The sequence below is a fragment of the Stenotrophomonas sp. B2 genome (assembly GCF_014947095.1).
Taxonomy (GTDB): Bacteria; Pseudomonadota; Gammaproteobacteria; order Xanthomonadales; family Xanthomonadaceae; genus Stenotrophomonas; species Stenotrophomonas maltophilia_P.
Window position 1 is genome coordinate 1 of sequence record NZ_JADCQA010000012.1, and the last position, 19,003, is coordinate 19,003.

The 19,003-nt window shown below is 66.5% G+C and carries 17 protein-coding genes and 2 rRNA genes; 14 read left to right on the plus strand and 5 right to left on the minus strand.

Translation table 11 applies throughout. From position 1 onward, the window contains the following. A 5S ribosomal RNA gene (gene rrf, locus IMX13_RS14250) occupies positions 1–88 on the plus strand; the annotation flags it as partial. 131 nt (positions 89–219) lie between these two features. Then, positions 220–334 (plus strand): 5S ribosomal RNA (gene rrf, locus IMX13_RS14255). A gap of 147 nt (positions 335–481) precedes the next feature. Here the strand turns inward: rrf (IMX13_RS14255) and IMX13_RS14260 are convergent. After that, positions 482–2,197 carry a M28 family metallopeptidase gene (locus IMX13_RS14260; protein ID WP_193396593.1) on the minus strand — a complete coding sequence of 572 codons (1,716 nt, stop codon included), beginning with the start codon at positions 2,195–2,197 and terminating at the stop codon, positions 482–484. 76 nt (positions 2,198–2,273) lie between these two features. Next, entirely contained in the window at positions 2,274–2,936 is a 663-nt protein-coding gene (locus IMX13_RS14265) for a hypothetical protein (RefSeq protein ID WP_053520207.1), read from the minus strand. A 95-nt stretch (positions 2,937–3,031) separates the two neighbouring features. Here IMX13_RS14265 and IMX13_RS14270 point away from each other — a divergent pair, with 95 nt between their 5' ends. Then, positions 3,032–4,330, plus strand: a complete 1,299-nt coding sequence (locus IMX13_RS14270; protein ID WP_053520206.1) for a peptidoglycan DD-metalloendopeptidase family protein — start codon at positions 3,032–3,034, stop codon at positions 4,328–4,330. Positions 4,331–4,438: 108 nt separating this feature from the next. Beyond that, a complete protein-coding gene (locus tag IMX13_RS14275) occupies positions 4,439–5,875 on the plus strand; it encodes a S41 family peptidase (RefSeq protein ID WP_164151082.1) in 1,437 nt (478 codons plus the stop codon). Positions 5,876–5,914: 39 nt separating this feature from the next. Here IMX13_RS14275 and IMX13_RS14280 read toward each other — a convergent pair whose 3' ends face one another. Continuing rightward, positions 5,915–6,607 (minus strand): rhomboid family intramembrane serine protease, encoded by a 693-nt coding sequence (locus tag IMX13_RS14280; RefSeq protein WP_053520204.1) that lies wholly within the window; start codon positions 6,605–6,607, stop codon positions 5,915–5,917. Positions 6,608–6,833: 226 nt separating this feature from the next. On the opposite strand from IMX13_RS14280, the gene IMX13_RS14285 reads away from it, so the two are divergent. Next, positions 6,834–8,255, plus strand: a complete 1,422-nt coding sequence (locus IMX13_RS14285) for an outer membrane protein transport protein (protein WP_065175449.1) — start codon at positions 6,834–6,836, stop codon at positions 8,253–8,255. 105 nt (positions 8,256–8,360) lie between these two features. Beyond that, complete coding sequence (pnuC, locus tag IMX13_RS14290) at positions 8,361–8,960, plus strand: nicotinamide riboside transporter PnuC (RefSeq protein ID WP_065175455.1); 600 nt, start codon at positions 8,361–8,363, stop codon at positions 8,958–8,960. Positions 8,961–9,078: 118 nt separating this feature from the next. Here pnuC and putA read toward each other — a convergent pair whose 3' ends face one another. Continuing rightward, positions 9,079–12,297 carry a bifunctional proline dehydrogenase/L-glutamate gamma-semialdehyde dehydrogenase PutA gene (gene putA, locus IMX13_RS14295; RefSeq protein WP_193396594.1) on the minus strand — a complete coding sequence of 1,073 codons (3,219 nt, stop codon included), beginning with the start codon at positions 12,295–12,297 and terminating at the stop codon, positions 9,079–9,081. A 273-nt stretch (positions 12,298–12,570) separates the two neighbouring features. Between putA and IMX13_RS14300 the strand changes: the two genes are divergently transcribed. Genes IMX13_RS14300 through IMX13_RS14325 form a run of 6 tightly spaced genes read left to right on the plus strand, consistent with a single transcriptional unit; the run spans position 12,571 to position 17,364 of the window. After that, entirely contained in the window at positions 12,571–13,047 is a 477-nt protein-coding gene (locus tag IMX13_RS14300) for a DUF2244 domain-containing protein (RefSeq protein WP_065182572.1), read from the plus strand. 11 nt (positions 13,048–13,058) lie between these two features. Continuing rightward, positions 13,059–14,006, plus strand: coding sequence for a cytochrome c oxidase subunit II (gene coxB / locus IMX13_RS14305; RefSeq protein ID WP_053519495.1), 948 nt, complete (start codon positions 13,059–13,061; stop codon positions 14,004–14,006). Positions 14,007–14,065: 59 nt separating this feature from the next. Continuing rightward, on the plus strand, positions 14,066–15,673 hold the full coding sequence (gene ctaD / locus IMX13_RS14310; protein WP_053519494.1) for a cytochrome c oxidase subunit I: 1,608 nt from the start codon (positions 14,066–14,068) through the stop codon (positions 15,671–15,673). Positions 15,674–15,681: 8 nt separating this feature from the next. Further along, positions 15,682–15,888 (plus strand): hypothetical protein, encoded by a 207-nt coding sequence (locus IMX13_RS14315; RefSeq protein WP_053519493.1) that lies wholly within the window; start codon positions 15,682–15,684, stop codon positions 15,886–15,888. After that, positions 15,885–16,475 (plus strand): cytochrome c oxidase assembly protein, encoded by a 591-nt coding sequence (locus IMX13_RS14320; RefSeq protein ID WP_053519492.1) that lies wholly within the window; start codon positions 15,885–15,887, stop codon positions 16,473–16,475. The genes IMX13_RS14315 and IMX13_RS14320 overlap by 4 nt, the downstream gene beginning before the upstream one ends. Before the next feature lie 13 nt (positions 16,476–16,488). Further along, the gene (locus tag IMX13_RS14325; protein ID WP_053519491.1) at positions 16,489–17,364 is read left to right on the plus strand and encodes a cytochrome c oxidase subunit 3; all 876 of its coding nucleotides are present in this window, start codon (positions 16,489–16,491) and stop codon (positions 17,362–17,364) included. 21 nt (positions 17,365–17,385) lie between these two features. Here IMX13_RS14325 and IMX13_RS14330 read toward each other — a convergent pair whose 3' ends face one another. Further along, entirely contained in the window at positions 17,386–17,604 is a 219-nt protein-coding gene (locus IMX13_RS14330; RefSeq protein WP_008264755.1) for a twin transmembrane helix small protein, read from the minus strand. Positions 17,605–17,661: 57 nt separating this feature from the next. Here IMX13_RS14330 and IMX13_RS14335 point away from each other — a divergent pair, with 57 nt between their 5' ends. After that, complete coding sequence (locus IMX13_RS14335; RefSeq protein ID WP_065175446.1) at positions 17,662–18,375, plus strand: SURF1 family protein; 714 nt, start codon at positions 17,662–17,664, stop codon at positions 18,373–18,375. A gap of 57 nt (positions 18,376–18,432) precedes the next feature. Beyond that, positions 18,433–19,002, plus strand: a complete 570-nt coding sequence (locus IMX13_RS14340) for a hypothetical protein (protein WP_053519489.1) — start codon at positions 18,433–18,435, stop codon at positions 19,000–19,002. Position 19,003: the final 1 nt, after the last annotated feature.

A 19,003-nucleotide genomic window follows, 5' to 3' on the forward strand; every position in this document is an offset into this window, starting at 1 on the left:
CCCGATCCCATCCCGAACTCGGAAGTGAAACGCAGCTGCGCCGATGGTAGTGTGGCTCAAGCCATGCGAGAGTAGGTCATCGCCAGGGTTTATACCCAAAACCCCGCTGCTCACGCAGCGGGGTTTTTCCTTTTAATGAAGGCACTGCATTTTCCGGGTGGCTTCCGCCCATGGGCAAGATCGCGAAGCTGGCGCCGCAGGCGCTGCTGCAACCGTCTCCCTGGTGAAATTAGCGCTGTGGAACCACCCGATCCCATCCCGAACTCGGAAGTGAAACGCAGCCGCGCCGATGGTAGTGTGGCTCAAGCCATGCGAGAGTAGGTCATCGCCAGGGTTTACACCCAAAACCCCGCTGCTCGCGCAGCGGGGTTTTTCTTTATGCGCGGAAAGCGGCCACTGAGCTGGGATCGCACAAAAAAAAGCGGCGCCCCGTAGGGCGCCGCTCTGACCTCGATAGCGTTCAGTCGAGCATGGCGCGACGTTAGCGGGCCGGGGTCTTGGCCTTCATCATCGTGTCGCGGGCGGCTTTGAAGGGATTGCCTTCATACCAGTTCGGCCAGCGGTCGCCACCGGCAAGCTCCTTGCCGACGCCGTACATCAGCTGCAGGTCTTCGACAGTGCCGTCCAGCTTCCAGCTCGCCGCATCGAACTCATCCTTCGGGCCATGGTAGCGGTTGGCGCCGTAGTCGGCTGCTGCCTTGCGGCCGGCTTCCACCCCACCTTCGCGCAGATCTTCGCCGCCGTCGGCGTACAGCGCCGGGACGCCTGCCTTGGCGAAATTGAAGTGGTCGGAACGGAAGTAGAAGCCACTCTGTACCGAGCTTTCGCCGTGCAGGGTGCGTCCCTGGGCCGCCGCCAGCGGCTTGAGGATGTCTTCCAGCTCGGAGCTGCCGAAGCCGGTCACCGTCACGTCCTTGGCGCGGCCGGCCACGGACATGGCGTCGATGTTGATGACGCCGGCGATCCTGTCCAGCGGGAAAGTCGGATGCGCAACGTAGTACTTGGAGCCGAGCAGGCCGGATTCTTCCAGGGTCACGGCAAGGAACACCACCGAACGCTCCGGCTTCGGATCCTGGTGGGCCATCGCTTCGGCGACTTCCAGGATGCCTGCCACGCCGGTCGCATTGTCGATCGCACCGTTGTAGATGTTGTCGCCTTCCTCGCCCTCGTGCTTGCCCAAGTGATCCCAATGGGCCATGTACAGCACGGCCTCGTCGGCACGCTTGGTGCCCGGCAGGACGCCGACCACGTTGCGCGACTGCTTCTGTGCGATACGGCTCTTGAGGTCGACGGATGCGGTGGCTTTCAGCGGCACCGGCTTGAAGCCGCGCTTGCTGGCGTCCTTGTAGGCCTGGTCAAGGTCCAGGCCCGCAGCGGCGAACAGCGAGCGTGCGGCGTCGGCGCTCAGCCAGCCCTGCACCGGGATGCGTGCTTCCGGATCGTCCTTGGCCGGCAGGTCGTACTGCGGGCCGGCCCAGGAGTTCTTCACCACATCCCAGCCGTAGGAGGCGCCGGCCGTGTCGTGCACGATCAGGGCCGCGGCGGCGCCCTTGCGTGCGGCCTCCTCGAACTTGTAGGTCCAGCGGCCGTAATAGGTCATGCGCTTGCCGTCGAACAGGGTCTCGTCATCGACGTGGAACCCCGGGTCGTTGACGAACATGACGACCGTCTTGCCCTTCCAGTCCTGGCCGGCATAGTCGTTCCACTTCTGTTCCGGTGCATCGACACCGTAGCCGACGAACACCAGGTCGCTGGCATCGATGCTGATCTCGGCCTGGCCGGTACGCGTGCCGACCACCATGTCAGTGCCGAACTTCAGTTCGGTGGTCTTGCCGCCCTGGTTGATCTTCAGCACGGTGGACTCATCGGCCGTCGTTTCGGTCATCGGCACGTCCTGGAACCAGCTGTCGCCATTGCCCGGCTGCAGGCCGATACGCTGCATCTGGTCGCGGATGTAGTTGACCGTCAGCTCTTCGCCCTTGCTGCCCGGTGCTCGCCCTTCGAACTCGTCGGAGGCCAGGGTCTTGACCATCTCGGCGAAATCGGTGGCATTGATCTCCGGCGAGAACGCATGGCCCGCGGTCGCGGTGGACGGGGCGGTACTGTCGGTGCCGGCGCTCGGCGCCGGGGAGTCATTGCCTTTGCAGGCACTGAGCGCGGCCGCGGCGGCCAGGCACAGGAGGAGTTTGCGGGGCATCATCGGTTCCTGGGAAACAAGGGATGGCCGCATGGTGGTGCGGCCGGGAACGGGGAGTATCCCCGAATCGTTGGGCTCAGTCCGCCGGCGCGGTTTCGCTGTCGAACGGAATGGGATCGGCGCCGCTGACCGGGCCGATGCGCGCGGTGCGGTGCACGTACAGCACCACGTCCCGCTCGAAGTGCAGGGCGCCACTGACCACGGCGTTCGGGCCGATGATGACCCGCGGCTTGCGGACGGCCGTCAGCGAGACGCTGAAGCTGGGCTTGCGCACGCGCACGCCGCCGTCGACCTGGGAGCCGATGCCCACGGTGATATCGCCATTGACGGTTTCCACGTCCTTGCTGACGCGGCTCTCGACCAGGCCGATGCCACCGTTGACGGTCTCCACGCCGCCTTCGATCTGGCTGCCGCGATCACTGAAGATGCTGCCATTGACCGTGCTGACGTTGCCGCGGGCGATCACCTCACGGCCCAGGCGCACCCCGCCGTTGACCGTTTCGATGCTGCCGGTACGGGCGCGGTCGGCGACCTTCACCCCACCGTTGACGGTATCGATGCTGCCGGTTTCGCTGCCTTCACCGACGCGGATGCCGCCGTTGACGGTATCCAGCTTGCCGTAGCGCTGCCCGGCTTCGGCGGTGATGCTGCCGTTGACCTTGCTGATGTTGTCCTGTGCCCAGGCGGGACTGCTGGCCAGCAGCACGCCCAACAGCAGCGGAATGGATCGAATGTTCATGGGTCCCTCGGTGGATGTGCGGCTGGCAGGCCGCGTGCGTTGATGTCACCATTCCCCAATCGCCCCTGCAACTGCCTGAAGTCACTGGAAAGCCCTTGCGCAACAACGCCTTCCCCTCACGCCGACATCACATCGCCGCTGCCCGCGGCGGGCGCTGCCTGCTGCTGGGGCTGGCCTTGGCATTGGCGCTGCCGCTTCCGTCAGGTGCACAGAACACGCGCGAAACGGAGCGCAAGCTGCAGAAGCTGCGCAGCGAGCTGAAGGGCGTCGCGCAGGAGCGCCGCCAGCTTGAGGGCCAGCGTGGCCAGGCATCTCAGCAGCTGCGCGCGGCCGATGAGAAGGTGGCCCGCAGCGGCCGTGTGCTGGCCCAGACCGAGGCGGCGCTGCGCGAGCAGAACCAGGCACTGGCCGAGGCCGAGCGACGTCGCACGACCCTGCAGTCCAACCTGGCGCAGCAGCATCGCGAACTGGCCGGGTTGCTGCGCGCGGCCTATCAGCTGGGCAACCACGCCCCGCTCAAGCTGCTGCTGTCACAGGACACGGTGGCCGATGCCAACCGTGCACTGGCCTACCACCGGTACCTGCAGCGCGAGCGCGCGCAGCGCATCACCGCATTGACTGCCGATCTCAAGGAACTGGAGGCGCTGCAGGCACAGATTGCCGAACGCCAGCAGCAGCTGCAGGGGACCCAGCGCGAGCAGAAGCAGCAGGCGGCTGCGCTGGCGGCCGATCGTCGCGAACGTGCGCAGACCGTGGCCTCGCTGGACGAACGCTTCAAGGACCGGCGCGAGAAGGAACAGGCATTGGGGCAGGATGCCAAGGCACTGGAAACCCTGCTGGCCAATCTGCGCGCGGCCGCAGCGCGGGCCGAAGCCGAGCGTCGCGCGGCAGCGCGCCGGGCTGCCGCGGAGAAGGCCGCCGCCGAACGCGCTGCACGCCAGGCCGCCGCCGAAGGCCGACCGCCGCCGGCGACCAAGGTGCCGCCGGCCGTGGCATCGGCGCCGGCACCGAAGGTGGGGGGACTGGGGTGGCCGCTGTCGGGCAACCTGCTGGCACGCTATGGCGGCAAGCTGCCGGATGGCCGCACTAGCAGCGGCGTGCTGATCGGTGCCCCGGCCGGCAGCACGGTGACCGCGGTAGCCGATGGCACGGTCGTCTTCTCCGATTGGATGACCGGTTACGGCATGATCCTGATCGTCGATCACGGCAACGGCTACATGAGCCTCTATGCGCATAACGACACGCTGCTGAAGGATGCAGGTGCGCGGGTCAGCCGTGGCGATGCGGTCGCCAAGGTCGGCAACTCTGGCGGCCAGGGCGTGACCGCACTGTATTTCGAGCTGCGTCGTGGCGGGCAGCCGGTCAATCCGGACAGCTGGCTGCAGCGCCGCTGAACCCGGGGCCTGCACGGACTGCGTGGGTTCAACGGGAATTTAGCTGTGCTTCGCGCATAATCGGTGCCTGTGCCTTGGGCACGATGCCACCGTCGACAGGAGTGCTCCATGCGCGCAGCCCGTACCGCCACCCTCTTGCTGGCCCTGTTGCCAGCGCTGTCCTGGGCGCAGCAGACCGCGCCGGCCCCGACCGCTGCGAACAGCGGGCAGGCGGCGAGCAGCGAGGAGGCGGTGACCTCGAAGGTGCCGCTGGAAGACATCCGCCGTTTCGTGGCGGTGTACAACGCGGTGCGCGCGGCCTATGTCGACCCGGTCGACGACAACAAGCTGATGCAGTCGGCGGTCCGTGGCCTGCTGCTCGACCTCGACCCGCACAGCACGTATTTCAACAAGGAAGATGCGCAGGCCTTCGACGAGCAGGCCTCCGGTGCCTACGAGGGCATCGGCGTCGAGCTGCAGCAGCAGCCGGACAACGCCAGCATGAAGGTGATCGCGCCGATCGATGACACGCCGGCGGCCAAGGCCGGCATCCTCGCGGGCGATCTGATCATCGCCATCGATGGCAAGCCGATCAGTGCGATCGATGCCAGTGAGCCGCTGCGGGGCCCGGCCGGCAGCAAGGTGGTGCTGACCATCGTGCGCGACGGCCGGCCGAAGCCTTTCGATGTCAGCCTGACCCGGCAGACGATCCGCGTCACCAGCGTGCGCAGCCGCCTGCTGGAACCGGGCTATGGCTACATCCGCCTGAGTACCTTCCAGGCCGACACCGGTTCGGATTTCCAGAAGCATGTGCAGCAGCTGCAGAAGCAGTCCGGTGGAACGCTGAAGGGGCTGGTGCTGGACCTGCGCAGCAATCCGGGTGGCCTGCTGACCGCCGCTGTGCAGGTGGCCGACGATCTGCTGGACAAGGGCAACATCGTCAGTACGCGGGGCCGCATCAGCATCAGCGATGCGCGTTTCGACGCCACGCCGGGCGACCTGTTGAAGGGCGCACCGGTGGTGGTGCTGGCCGATGCGGGTTCGGCCAGCGCCTCGGAAGTGCTGGCCGGTGCATTGCGCGACAATGGCCGCGCACGCGTGGTTGGCAGCCGCACGTTCGGCAAGGGCTCGGTGCAGACCGTGCTGCCGCTGGACAACGGCGATTCGGTGAAGCTGACCACGGCGCGCTACTACACGCCCAGCGGCAAGTCGATCCAGGCCACCGGCATCGTGCCGGATGTGGAGCTCAAGCCTGCGCCGCGCCCTGAGGATGACGCGCTGCCGGCCAGCCTGAGCGACTACAGCGAAGCCACCCTGCCGGGTCATCTGCGCGGCGACGATGAAGGAACCGAAGGTTATCGGGCAGGCGCGGTGTTGCCGGGCGATGGCCCGATCAACGATGCGCTCGCCGAACTGAAGCATCCCGGCTCGGTGGCCGCGCGACTGAAGGCCGAAGCCGCGAAGGCGGAAGCGGAAAAGGCCGCCGACGCGGCGACCGCCAAGCCGGAAGCAAAGCCGGAAGCAAAGCCGGAAGCAAAGCCGAGCCCGGCCCCGGCAAAGCCCTGAGGTAGCGCCGGGCCACGCCCGGCGACGCCGGCCGGTTGCCTAGAACCCGTGCCGCTTGCGCAGGCGGCGCGCGATCGCTGCGCGCACGTACACGCCATACACCACGCCGAACACGAAGCCGCCGATGTGGGCCCACCAGGCCACCATGCCGAAGGTCGGGCCGATATAGGCGAACACCACCTGCAGTGCTGCCCACACGCCGATCAGCAGATAGGCCGGGGCGCGTACGAACTCCAGGAACAGGCCGAGGGGAATCACCACGCCCAGTCGCGCGCCCGGGAACAGGGCCAGGTAGGCGCCGATCAGGGCCGACACCGCGCCGCTGGCACCGATGATGATCTGGTCCGGGCTGCCCATGGTGTAGATCGCCACCAGGTTGGAGACCGCGCCGCCGACCAGGAACAGCAGCAACAGGCGCCATGGCCCCAGTACCCGCTCTGCCGGCAGGCCGAAGATCAGCAGGAAGACCAGATTGCCCAGCAGGTGCGACCAGTCCGCATGCAGGAACAGGGCTGTGAACAGGCGCAGCACGCTGCCGTCCTGCAGGGTGGCCCACCAGTCCAGCGGATGGGTCAGGCCGGTGGAGAGCGCGCCCCAGTCGAGCCACAGGCTGCCCCTGGCATCATCCGGCCGTGAGATTGACCACAGGAAAGCCAGCCACAGTGCCGCAAACAGCACGGGTGTGGCCCAGCGCAGGGCGGCCTTCTTGCGCGACGGAAGGGAAACGAACATGGCGACAAGCCTAGCGCGCCGGGCTCCGTGGCGGGGGCGCTCCTGTTCAGGTTTTGCGACGAAAAAAGCGCCGCCGCTGTTATTGTTTCATTAACGGCTCTGGGTAATACTCGCATACGGCGTCGTATGTCGGGAGGGGAATCCGGCGCGCTCCGATGGGCCCCAGGGCCTGCCGGGCGCAGGCGCACTCAGAGCAACATCACCGCTTACCGGAGAGAGAACTACGATGCAAACCGCTTCCACCATTGCCCGTCTGACCCTGCTGGCCGTCGGCGTTGCCGGTGCGCTGGCCGCCGCCGACGCCAACGCTGCTGCCTTCCAGCTGAAGGAAAACAGCGCCAAGGGCCTGGGCCGCGCCTTCGCCGGCTCCACCTCGACCGAAGGTGACGCCTCGGTCATCGCCACCAACCCGGCCTCCATGCGCCTGCTCGACGGTACCCTGCTGCAGGGCGACGTCAGCGCGATCAGCTTCGGTGCCAAGTTCCGCGGCCGTGGCGAATACGGCAACGGCGCGCCGATCTCGGGTGGCAACGGCGGCGACGCCGGCATGATCGCCCCGGTCCCGGCGGCCTACTTCCACCTGCCGTTCGGCGAGAACGAGAACATGCACTTCGGTGCCTCGCTGACCGTTCCGTTCGGCTTCAAGACCGAATACGACCGTGACTGGGTCGGCCGCTACAACGGCGTCAAGACCGAACTGCAGGCGATCGACCTGGGCGTCGCGTTCTCGTACGACGTCAACCCGTACCTGTCGTTTGGCGCTTCGGTGTTCGCCGAGCGCCTGAACGTCGACCTGACCAGCGCCGTCGACACCGGCACCGCGATCAATGCCACGGCCCAGCGTCAGGCTGCCGCCCGCGTGCTGCAGGCTGGTGGTACTCCGGCCCAGGCCGCTGCCGCTTCGCAGGCTGCTGCCCGCCAGGCGGCCCAGCTGGGCTTCGCTCCGGGCACTGCTGATGGCTACCTGCGCATCAAGGGTGACGAAGTGTCGGTCGGCTATACCCTGGGCATGACCGTCAGCCCGGTGGAAGGCACCAACATCGCCTTCAGCTACCGCTCGGAGGTCGAACACAAGATCACCGACGGCACTGCCGACTTCACCATTCCGCAGAATGCCGCGGCCTTCCTTGCCAATACCGGCACCTTCATCGACAGCAACGGCCGCGCCACCATCACCCTGCCGGCCAGCGCGACCGTCGGCATCACCCATCGGGTGAACGACCAGTGGCAGGTCATGGCTGAAGTCACCCGTACTGCGTGGAGCAAGTTCGACCAGGTCACCGTCGACTATGACTCCAACCAGCCGGACAGCGTGCTGCCGTTCCACTACCGCGATACCACCTTCGCGGCGATCGGTACCGATTACAAGGTCAACGACAAGCTGACCCTGCGCGGCGGCCTGGCCTACGATCAGACCCCGACCACCTACGAGCACCGTGACGTCCGCGTGCCGGACACCACCCGCAAGTGGCTGTCGCTGGGTATGACCTACGCAGCGTCGGACAAGCTGGAGTACAGCGTGGGCTACACCCACCTGTTCACCAAGGATCCGGACATCTACTCGACCTCGGCGACGGCCAACACCGTCATCGGCAAGTACAAGGTCAGTGGCGACGTGCTGGCCGCATCGCTGCAGTACAAGTTCTGATCCAGGCTTCGGCCTAATCCGGTACACGAAGGGCCCCGCGCAAGCGGGGCCTTTTGTTTGTGCAGCGCGCATCCACGCGGGCTGTGGATCTACGACAATGGCCGCATGAACCTGTCCGATCCGAACTTCCAGCTGGAGCTGGCCGCCAACGTAGCGGTCGCGGGCTCGATCCTGCTGGCGGGACGCAACAACGTCCACACCTGGTGGCTGGGCATCGTCGGCTGCGCGTTGTTCGCCGTTGTCTTCGAGCGCTCACACCTGTTCGCCGACATGGTGCTGCAGTTCTTCTTCATCGCCATCAGCGTGCTGGGATGGTGGCAATGGCTGCGTGGCAACCACGGCGCACCGCTGCCGATCACCTCGCTGCGCCCGCGCACGGGAATGTGGCTGCTGCCGACGGCGGCCCTGGCCACGTTCGGCTACGGCTGGATGCTGACCCGCCTGACCCACGCCTATGCGCCCTACGTCGATTCGGCGGTACTGGTGCTGAGCGTGATCGCGCAGATCCTGATGATGCGCCGCAAGCTGGAATCGTGGTGGGTGTGGCTGCTGGTCAATACGATCGCCGTGCCCCTGTACTACAGCCGTGGCCTGCACCTGACGTCGATCCTGTACGTCGGTTTCTGGATCAATGCACTGGTGGCGTTGCGCCACTGGCGCAATCTGATGCGTGCCGAGGCCACGGCGGCACCTGGCTCCCTGTAGAGCCGAGCCCACGCTCGGCTGCGCCGGAAAAGCCAAGCGCGGGCTCGGTTCTACAGCAAGCGAGGCACAAAAAACCCCGCTTCCGCGGGGTTTTTCGTTGACCACATCAACCCGGTGATCAGTCGCCCAGCGTCAGCAGCGAGGCGTTACCACCAGCGGCCGTGGTGTTCACCGTGACGGTCTTCTCGGTGGCAAAGCGCAGCAGATAATGTGGGCCACCGGCCTTCGGTCCGGTGCCGGACAGGCCCTGGCCGCCGAATGGCTGCACACCGACCACTGCACCGATCTGGTTGCGGTTGACATACACATTGCCGACCTGGATGCCGTTGGTGATGCGATCGACGGTCTCGTCGATGCGCGAGTGCACGCCCAGGGTCAGGCCGTAGCCGGTGGCATTGATCTGCTCGATCACCGCGTCCAGCTGCTCACCCTTCCAGCGGATGACGTGCAGGACCGGCCCGAAGATCTCCTTCTGCAGCTGGCCCAGGTTCTTCAGTTCGTACGCGCGCGGTGCGAAGAAAGTGCCGTGGGCAGCCTCGGCGGACAGTTCAGCCGCAGCGATCAGGCGCGCTTCGCGGTCCATGCGTTCGGCATGGTCCTGCAGGATCTTCAGCGCATCGGCGTCGATCACCGGGCCGACGTCGGTGGACAGCAGGCCGGGGTCGCCGACCTTCAGTTCCTTCATGGCGCCGGCCAGCATGGTCATCACCTTGTCGGCGATGTCGTCCTGCACGAACAGCACGCGTGCGGCCGAGCAGCGCTGGCCGGCCGAGGTGAAGGCCGAACCGATCGCATCCTTGACCAGCTGTTCCGGCAGCGCCGAGGAGTCGGCGATGAAGGCGTTCTGGCCACCCGTCTCGGCGATCAGCACGCCGATGGCGGCATCACGCGCGGCCATCGCACGGTTGATCGCACGTGCGGTGTCGGTGGAGCCGGTGAAGGCCACGCCCGCCACGCGCGGATCGGCGGTCAGCGCCGCGCCGACGGTGGCACCATCGCCCGGCAGGAACTGCACCACCTCGGCCGGCACGCCGGCGTCATGCAGCAGCTTCACGGCGTAGTAGCCGACCAGGTTGGTCTGCTCTGCCGGCTTGGCGATGACGCTGTTGCCGGCAGCCAGTGCGGCGGCCACCTGGCCCAGGAAGATCGCCAGCGGGAAGTTCCACGGGCTGATGCAGACAAACACGCCACGGCCGTGCAGCTGCAGCTCGTTGGATTCGCCGGTGGGGCTCGGCAGCTTCTCGGCATGTCCGAACTGCTCGCGTGCCTGCTTGGCGTAGTAGCGCAGGAAGTCGACCGCTTCACGCACTTCGGCAATGCTGTCGGGCAGGCTCTTGCCGGCTTCCTTCACGCACAGCGCCATGAACTCGGGCATGCGTGCTTCGAGCTGGTCGGCGGCATGCTCGAGAATGGCGGCGCGGCTTGCTGCCGGGGTGCGGTTCCAGGCCGGTTGCGCGGCCACGGCATTGGCCAGCGCCTTCTGCACGGTGGCGGTATCGGCGGGCAGCCACTGGCCGACCACTTCGCGGGTATCGGCGGGGTTGGTTACCGGTTGCGGCGCGCCTGCGGGGGTCGCACCCGGCACCAGCGGCGCGGCCTGCCACGGCTTCACTGCCGCGTTGAGCTGCCCGGCCAGGGCGCGCAGTTCGTTGTCGTTGGCGAGATTGGCGCCCATGGAGTTCTTCCTGTCGTGGTTCTGGCTGCGCAGCAGGTCAACCGGCAGCGGGATCTTGGGATGCGGAATCGATTCGAACGAGGACACCATCTCGACCGGATCGCGGATCAGATCGGAGATCGGCACGCGTTCGTCGGTGATGCGGTTGACGAAGCTGGAGTTGGCGCCGTTTTCCAGCAGGCGCCGCACCAGATACGGCAGCAGATCCTCATGCGATCCGACCGGTGCATAGACGCGGCAGGGAAGGCCGAGACGATCGGCCGGCACCACTTCGGCGTAGAGATCGTCGCCCATGCCGTGCAGCTTCTGGTGCTCGTACACGCCGCCGTTGGCAATGCTGCGCACGGCCGCGATGGTGTGCGCGTTGTGGGTGGCGAACATCGGGTAGATCACATCGGCATGCGTGAACAGACGCTTGGCACAGGCCAGGTAGGACACGTCGGTGTTCTGCTTGCGGGTGAACACCGGGTAGCCCGGGTAGCCCTCGATCTGCGCGCGCTTGATCTCGGCATCCCAGTAGGCGCCCTTGACCAGGCGCACCTGCAGGCGGCGACCGGCACGGCGGGCCATGTCGGCCAAGTGGTCGATCGTGTACGGGGTGCGCTTCTGGTAGGCCTGCACCACGACGCCGAAGCCGTCCCAGCCGGCCAGCGAGGCGTCGCAGAACACCTGCTCGATGATGTCCAGCGAAAGCTCGAGGCGGTCGGACTCCTCGGCGTCGACGGTGCAGCCGATGCCGTAGCTCTTGGCCAGCTGCGCCAGTTCCAGCACGCCCGGCACCAGGTCCTTCAGCACGCGCTCGCGCTTGGCATGTTCGTAGCGAGGGTACAGCGCCGACAGCTTGATCGAGATGCCCGGTGCGTTGTTGACGTCGCCGTCGGGACGGCCACCGCGTGCCTTGTGGTCACCGCCGATGGCGTGGATCGCACGACGGTAGTCTTCCAGATAGCGCAGCGCATCCTTCATGGTCAGGGCACCTTCGCCCAGCATGTCGAAGGAATAGCGATAGCTGGCGTTGTCGCCCTTGTGCGAACGCGCGAGCGCCTCGCTGATGGTGCGGCCCATGACGAACTGATGGCCCATGATCTTCATCGCCTGGCGCACGGCCAGGCGGATCACCGGCTCACCCACGCGTCCGACCAGGCGCTTGAACGCGCTGGGTGCGTCGGCACGGGTGGCATCGTTCATCTGCACCAGCTTGCCGGTCAGCATCAGGCCCCAGGTGGAGGCATTGACCAGTACCGAGTCACTGCCGCCCAGGTGCTTTTCCCAGTCGGCGTCGGCCAGCTTGTCGCGGATCAGTTTGTCGGCGGTGTCCTGGTCCGGAATGCGCAGCAGCGCTTCGGCCACGCACATCAGCAGCACGCCTTCCTCGCTGCCCAGATCGTACTGGCGCATGAAGGCTTCGATCGCGCCCTGGTCCTTGGCGCGCACGCGCACGCGGCCGACCAGATCGGCGGCCAGCGCCTGCACCCGGGCCTGTTCCTCGGCGGGCAGGCGGGCCTGCGCCAGCAGCTCACGGACGTGGCTGGCCTCGTCCTTCAGCCAGGCGTCGGTAATGGCCTGGCGGAACGGGTTGGGGGACGCCGGCAGTTCCGGCGACAGCAGCGCGCCGGGACGCAGGGCGTCGTGGGCGGCAAGGGAGGAGGAGGGTGCGTTCATGCCGGTCCGGCCAATGGAAAACTTGGCGATTTTAATCATTTTTGCGCCCTTCGGAAGTGCCCCGCGGCCGCCTTCGTGAATGCTGATAGCCCCTAACGGTGGTGGATTCAGCGTGTTCAGCAAGCGCGACACTATTTGTGCTGAATTCGTCATTTGCGGCGCCGGGCGAATGCTGTATTGCAGCATGGCAAAAAGTGTGAATGCACCCTTGCTACCGGTGAGACGGCGGGGCTACCATCGAGACGTTTCCCGCGGCAGGAACGCGGTTGCGACATGATCGAGGTGCTTCCAGCTCCAGATGGGTCAGGTACGCAGCTGCGGCTGCGTCCCCCACGGGCGCTCGATGCCCGGCAGTTCGTCCTGTTGTTCACCGTGTTGTCGGGAGCGATGTGGCTGGTCTCCGCCCTGGGGTGGTTGGCCGGCAATGCATTCGCCCCCCTGTTCGCGCTGCTGTACAGCCTGTTGCTGGCAGCCGCGTTACGTGCCCTGTGGCGCAGCGGCGAACGGCAGGAGGAAATCCGGGTAGTGCCGGCGTATGTGGAGGTCATCCCCGTACCCGGTGGATTGCCGGTGTTCCGGGCTCACCCGCATTGGGTGCGCCTGCTCGCCGACGATGAGAGGGTCCGGCTTGCGTCCAGCGGCCGGCAGGTGGAGGTGGGGAGTTTCCTCGCGCCGGCCGAACGTCAGACGCTCGCAGAGACACTTGAAGGCTTGCTCGCCGCCAGCGATGGCGGCAACCGACGACGCTAAGGGTCTAGGCAATGAAGCAAAGCAGCAGGTGGGGCACGAAGTGCGTTGCAATGGCCGCCGCAGTGGTGGCCGGGGGATGGGTTCCGGCGATGGCATGGGCCCAGGCGGCCGATCCCAAGCCGTGGCAGCTGAACATGGGCAAGGGGGTAACCCAGACCTCGCGCCTGGCCTGGGAGTCGAACAATCTCTCGCTGATCGTCTGCACGGTGATCGGCGTGATCGTGTTCGGGGCGATGGCCTACGCCATCTTCAAGTTCCGCAAATCCAAGGGGGCGGTCGCAGCCACCTTCAGCCACAATACCAAGGCCGAGATCATCTGGACGGTGATCCCGGTGATCATCCTGGTGGTGATGGCATGGCCGGCCACGGCCAACCTGATCAAGATGTACGACACCCGCGATGCCGAGATGACGGTGAAGGTCACCGGCTACCAGTGGATGTGGAAGTACGAGTACCTGGGCGAGAACGTCACCTTCACCAGCCGCCTGGACCGCGAGTCGGACCGCATGCGGCAGAGTGGCAAGGTGCCGACGCGCGAGAGCCATCCCCACTACCTGCTGGATGTCGACAACCGGCTGGTGCTGCCGGTCGATACCAAGGTCCGTTTCGTCATCACCTCCGACGACGTGATCCACGCCTGGTGGGTGCCGGCGCTGGGCTGGAAGCAGGATGCCATTCCCGGCTTCATCAACGAGGCCTGGACCAGCATCGAGCAGCCGGGCGTCTATCGCGGGCAGTGCGCTGAACTGTGCGGCAAGGACCACGGATTCATGCCGATCGTGGTCGAGGCCGTGTCCAAGGAGGAGTTCAGGCAGTGGCTGGCGCAGCGCAAGCCGGCACCGCCGGCCGCAGCCCCGGCCGAACCGGCTGCGCCTGCGGCGGAGACGCCTGCCGCGCCGGCCGAACCTGCCGCCGCCGAAGCGGGTGCCGCCCCTGCCACCGCGGCCAGCGGCGCGTGATGTAAATCCCGCGGCCGCCTGCGGCCGTGGCGACAACCGATTCTGAGAGGTGTTTTGCAATGGCGCACTCGGCAGTTGGGCACGACGACCACCACCACCACCCGGGTTTCTTCGAGCGTTGGTTCTTCTCGACCAACCACAAGGACATCGGCACCCTGTATCTGCTTTTCAGCTTCATCATGTTCATCATCGGCGCGGCGATGAGCGTGATCATCCGCGCCGAGCTGATGCAGCCGGGCCTGCAGTTCGTCAGGCCGGAAACCTTCAACCAGCTCACCACCGTGCACGCACTGGTGATGATCTTCGGCGGAGTGATGCCGGCCTTCGTCGGCCTGGCCAACTGGATGGTGCCGTTGCAGATCGGTGCGCCGGACATGGCCCTGCCACGCATGAACAACTGGTCGTTCTGGCTGCTGCCGGTGGCCTTCAGCCTGCTGCTGCTCACCTTCCTGCTGCCCGGAGGTGCGCCGGCCGGTGGCTGGACGTTGTATCCGCCGCTGTCGCTGCAGGGCGGCTACAACGTGGCCTTCACTGTGTTCGCCATCCACGTGGCCGGCATCAGTTCGATCATGGGCGCGATCAACATCATCGCCACCGTGCTCAACATGCGCGCGCCGGGCATCGACCTGCTGAAGATGCCGATCTTCTGCTGGGCCTGGCTGATCACCGCCTTCCTGCTGATCGCGGTGATGCCGGTGCTGGCCGGTGCGGTGACCATGCTGCTGACCGACAAGTTCTTCGGCACCAGCTTCTTCAACGCCGCCGGTGGCGGTGACCCGGTGATGTTCCAGCACATCTTCTGGTTCTTCGGCCACCCCGAGGTGTACATCATGATCCTGCCCGCCTTCGGCGTGGTCAGCGAGATCATTCCCACCTTCAGCCGCAAGCCCCTGTTCGGCTACCAGGCGATGGTGTACGCCACGGCTGCGATCGCCTTCCTGTCGTTCATCGTCTGGGCCCACCACATGTTCACCGTGGGCATGCCGCTGGGCGGCGAGATCTACTTCATGTTCGCCACCATGCTGATCTCGATCCCGACCGGCGTGAAGGTCTTCAACTGGGTCAGCACGATGTGGCGTGGCTCGCTGACGTTCGAGGCGCCGATGCTGTGGTCGGTGGCCTTCGTCATCCTGTTCACTATTGGCGGCTTCTCCGGTCTGATGCTGGCCATCGTCGCCGCCGACTTCCAGTACCACGATACCTACTTCGTCGTTGCCCACTTCCACTACGTGCTGGTGACCGGTGCAGTGTTCGCTCTGATTGCCGCGGTGTACTACTGGTGGCCGAAGTGGACCGGTCGCATGTACAGCGAGAAGTGGGCCAAGGTGCACTTCTGGTGGTCGATCGTGTTCGTCAACCTGCTGTTCTTCCCGCAGCACTTCCTCGGCCTGGCCGGGATGCCGCGCCGTATTCCCGATTACAGTGTGGCGTTCGCCGACTGGAACCTGATCAGCTCGATCGGCGCATTCGGTATGTTCGTCACGCCCTTCATGATGGCGGCGATCCTGCTGTCCTCGCTGCGCAATGGCGAGAAGGCGGCCGATCGGTCCTGGGAAGGTGCGCGTGGCCTGGAGTGGACGCTGCCGTCGCCGGCACCGGCCCATACCTTCACCACCCCGCCGATCCTGCGCCCGGGCGATCTGGCGCATGACGACATCACGCATTGAGGTGGGGCATGCATAACGAGAGCCCGCTCCAGACCTGTAGAGCCGAGCCCGGCTCGGCTGTCGAAGAGCAGCCGGGCAGGGCCCGGCTGTACGGCGGCGAGACTCAGGGCATCGAACAGCAGCGCCGGCGTGCCCGGCGCACGGCGGTCGTGGTGGGCGCCATCGCCGTACTGGTCTATGCCACCTTCATTCTCAGCGGGGTGATCGGACGATGAGCCCGACACCGGCCAGCACACCGTCGCCCAGCGCCGGCCTGCCGCGCCTGATCGGCGTTGCCGTGGCCGTGTTCCTGCTGACCTTCTCGCTGGTGCCGCTGTATCGCATCGCGTGCGAGAAGGTGTTCGGCGTGCGCCTGGAGCGCGGCCCGGGCAGCGAGGCCAGCGTGGGGGCTGCCACCGCAAAGCGCACCGTGCGGGTGGAGTTCGATGGCGGGGTCAATTCGCGGCTGCCATGGGCATTCCATCCCGAGCAGCTGACCATGGACGTGGTGCCCGGTGAGCTGAACGAGGCGCTGTACTACGCCCGCAATGACGGCCCACAGGCGATCGTCGGTAGTGCGGTGCCCTCGGTCGCGCCAGCACGTGCCTCCGGATTCTTCAGCAAGACCGAGTGCTTCTGTTTCACCGCGCAGACGCTGCAGGCCGGCGAGAAGCGCGACATGCCGGTGCGCTTCATCGTCGATCCGGATCTGCCGCCGGAAATCAAGACGATCACCCTGTCCTACACCTTCTACCGCAACGACGCGCTGTCCGATCGGCTGGCTCCGGCCGCCACTTCGGAAGGCGCGCACGCCGCTCCCTGACCCGGATAACGACATGGCCCAGACACCGACCGACGCCAACGTGTACTTCGTCCCGGCCCAGAGCAAATGGCCATTCGTGGGCTCCATCGCGATGATGGTGACCATGGTGGGCGTGGCCAGCTGGCTCAACGATGCCAGCTGGGGGCGCTGGACGTTCTACATCGGCATCGCGATGCTGGTGCTGACCCTGTTCTGGTGGTTCAGCGACGTGGTGCGCGAATCGCAGGCCGGCAACTACAACCGCCAGGTCGATGGTTCGTTCCGGATGGGCATGGTCTGGTTCATCTTCTCCGAGGTGATGTTCTTCGGCGCATTCTTCGGCGCACTGTTCTACACCCGCCACCTGGGCCTGTCCTGGCTCAGCGGCGAGGGCCGCGGGGTGATGACCAACGAGCTGCTGTGGCAGGGCTACTCCGCGGGGTGGCCAACCAACGGCCCGGCGGCGATCGGCGGGGCCTTCCAGACCATTCCGGCCTGGGGCCTGCCGCTGATCAATACGCTGATCCTGCTGACTTCCGGCGTGACGCTCACCATCGCCCACCATGCGCTGAAGGCCGGGCACCGTCGCCAGCTGCTGGTCTGGCTGGGCCTGACCGTGGCGCTGGGCCTGGGCTTCCTCGCCCTGCAGGCGGAGGAGTACATCCACGCCTACAAGGAGCTGAACCTGACGCTCGGCTCGGGCATCTACGGGTCGACGTTCTTCATGCTGACCGGTTTCCACGGTGCGCACGTGCTGCTGGGCACGATCATGCTGATCGTGATGTGGCTGCGCTCGGCAAAGGGGCACTTCACCCGCGACAACCATTTCGCGTTCGAGGCCGCTGCGTGGTACTGGCACTTCGTCGACGTGGTGTGGCTGATGCTGTTCCTGTTCGTCTACGTGCTGTAAGCGCCGGTGCCGGTGGCGTACTCAGCCACCGATGCCGTGCGGTTTGATCCAGCCCATGTAGATGCTCACGATCACCAGTACGATCAACGCCACCGACACCGCGATGCGGCGCGTCAGTGCGTTGACCGTGCGCTTGGTCTGGCCCCGGTCGACCAGCAGGTAGTACAGCCCGGCGCCCAGGTTCCAGACGATGACGATCAGAAACGCGATCACCAGCAGGGTCTTCAGCGAATCACTCATGCGCGGCTCGAGGGCAGGGTGGATGTGCCTATCTGACCGCGTTTGCGCGGACTTGTCATGATGCGCCAGCACACGCGGGTGATCGGCTGGCTGCTGGCGCTGGTGGCGATCACGGGATTCACCGCGCTGGGGCTGTGGCAGTTGCAGCGCATGCATGCAAAGCAGGCCATGCTGGATGCGCAGGGCCCCGCTGCGGCGCAGGCACTTCCGCTGGCGCAGGCACTGGCGGCGCCGGGCGCGCTGCATGGCGTGGCCGACCATGGCCGCTTCCTGCCGGGCGTGGTGCTGCTGGACAACCAGACCCGGCACGGCCGGGCCGGGGTGAAGATCTATCGCCCCTTCCGCAGCGACGGCGGCAGCGTGCTGCTGGTCGACCTCGGCTGGCGCGCGCTGCCCGCCGACCGCACGCTCCCCGACCTGCCGCCGCCGCCTTCGCCGGTGGCCGTGCGCGGGCTGCTGGCGCCGCCGCCGTCGGCAGGGTTGGCGCTGGGCCCGGCGTTCTCTGCAACCGGTGAGGCGCAGCGCTGGCTGGCCAGCCGGCTGCCTGCCGAGGGCCTGGCGACGGCGCTGGGGCTGCCTGCACTGCCGGAGCGCGTGCTGCGGCTTGATCCGGCGCTGCCCTTCGGTGATGAACGCGACCTCGATCTGCTGCCGAACACGCTGCCCCCGCAGCGCCACCTGGGTTACGCCGTGCAATGGTTCGGCCTGGCGCTGACCGTGCTGGTGGTTGCGCTGGTGCTGGAAGGGCGCAGCAGGCGCGTTCCACGCTAGCGCCGGCCCGACTTCGGGCGCCCGGCATCCCCTGTCCAACCATGAGAAAATGCCCGCATGAACACTGCTACATCCCCGCAGGCGCGCGGTTCCGGTCGCCGGACCCTGGTGTTGTTGTTCGCCGTGTTCTTCGGGGCAATGGCGCTGGCGGCCGTGCTGCGCTTCTCCGGATGGCAGCCTACCGGCCACCGCAACAGTGGACAGCTGCTCAAACCCCCGGTGGACCTGCGCCAGCAGCCACCGACCCTGGCCGACGGCACGGCCTATCCCTGGAATCCGGAGGCGCGCACCTGGCGCCTGCTGGTGGCACCGGCCGGTGCCTGCGACGCGCAGTGCGTCACTTTGTCGCAGGGACTGGGCAAGGTGTGGCAGCTGTTCGGCCATAACGCCGATAATGTCGAGATCCTGTGGCTGGGTCCGCCACCGGCGTCGATCGCCTCGCTGCCCGCGCTGCGGCCGCTGGCACCGTCGCCAGCGCTGCGCGCGGCCCTGCCCGGCGTCGACGATCCGGCTGGCCTGCCGGTCTACGTGATCGATCCGAACGGCTTCGTGATCATGCGCCATGCCCCGGGCAGCGACCTCGGGGGCCTGCGCAAGGACATGGCCACGTTGCTGAAACTGAAGTGAG

Coding starts and splice junctions, on each gene's coding strand:
- IMX13_RS14280 (WP_053520204.1), bottom strand. CDS start 6,607: ATGTTCGTTTCCCTTCCGTCGCGCAAGAAGGCCGCCCTGCGCTGGGCC.
- putA (WP_193396594.1), bottom strand. CDS start 12,297: ATGAACGCACCCTCCTCCTCCCTTGCCGCCCACGACGCCCTGCGTCCC.
- IMX13_RS14320 (WP_053519492.1), top strand. CDS start 15,885: ATGAGCCCGACACCGGCCAGCACACCGTCGCCCAGCGCCGGCCTGCCG.
- coxB (WP_053519495.1), top strand. CDS start 13,059: ATGAAGCAAAGCAGCAGGTGGGGCACGAAGTGCGTTGCAATGGCCGCC.
- IMX13_RS14265 (WP_053520207.1), bottom strand. CDS start 2,936: ATGAACATTCGATCCATTCCGCTGCTGTTGGGCGTGCTGCTGGCCAGC.
- IMX13_RS14275 (WP_164151082.1), top strand. CDS start 4,439: ATGCGCGCAGCCCGTACCGCCACCCTCTTGCTGGCCCTGTTGCCAGCG.
- IMX13_RS14335 (WP_065175446.1), top strand. CDS start 17,662: ATGATGCGCCAGCACACGCGGGTGATCGGCTGGCTGCTGGCGCTGGTG.
- IMX13_RS14315 (WP_053519493.1), top strand. CDS start 15,682: ATGCATAACGAGAGCCCGCTCCAGACCTGTAGAGCCGAGCCCGGCTCG.
- ctaD (WP_053519494.1), top strand. CDS start 14,066: ATGGCGCACTCGGCAGTTGGGCACGACGACCACCACCACCACCCGGGT.
- IMX13_RS14340 (WP_053519489.1), top strand. CDS start 18,433: ATGAACACTGCTACATCCCCGCAGGCGCGCGGTTCCGGTCGCCGGACC.
- IMX13_RS14330 (WP_008264755.1), bottom strand. CDS start 17,604: ATGAGTGATTCGCTGAAGACCCTGCTGGTGATCGCGTTTCTGATCGTC.
- pnuC (WP_065175455.1), top strand. CDS start 8,361: ATGAACCTGTCCGATCCGAACTTCCAGCTGGAGCTGGCCGCCAACGTA.
- IMX13_RS14300 (WP_065182572.1), top strand. CDS start 12,571: ATGATCGAGGTGCTTCCAGCTCCAGATGGGTCAGGTACGCAGCTGCGG.
- IMX13_RS14260 (WP_193396593.1), bottom strand. CDS start 2,197: ATGCCCCGCAAACTCCTCCTGTGCCTGGCCGCCGCGGCCGCGCTCAGT.
- IMX13_RS14325 (WP_053519491.1), top strand. CDS start 16,489: ATGGCCCAGACACCGACCGACGCCAACGTGTACTTCGTCCCGGCCCAG.
- IMX13_RS14285 (WP_065175449.1), top strand. CDS start 6,834: ATGCAAACCGCTTCCACCATTGCCCGTCTGACCCTGCTGGCCGTCGGC.